Consider the following 320-nt stretch of genomic DNA (forward strand, 5'->3'; position numbering starts at 1 on the left):
CAGCACCAGGCCGAAGAAAATTTTCACGCTTTCCATCCAGGCGCCCGCTTTTGGCAGCAGGCGGTTGCCGAACATGGCGACCAGAACCAGCGGGATGCCCATCCCTATCGCCAGCGCGTACAGAGCGATGGCACCGGTCAGCAGGTCACCGCTCTGCGCAACGTAAATCAAGGCGCCGGATAAGGGCGCCGTGGTGCACGGAGAGCAAACCAGCCCGGATATGGCGCCCATGGCAAATACACCGCCGAGCTGGCCGCCTTTTTGCTGGTTGCTGAGCTGGTTCAGCCAGGTCTGTACCCCGGAAGGAAGTTGCAGAGAAT

Annotated in this window: 1 protein-coding gene; it reads right to left on the reverse strand. The window is 60.9% G+C overall.

All coding sequences use genetic code 11. The annotated features are described in order from the left end of the window. On the reverse strand, nucleotides 1-320 hold a 320-nt coding region (locus ACYP03_RS25225), incomplete at both ends, for a cytochrome c biogenesis protein CcdA (protein WP_459782560.1).

The organism is Photobacterium sp. R1 (genome assembly GCF_054600795.1).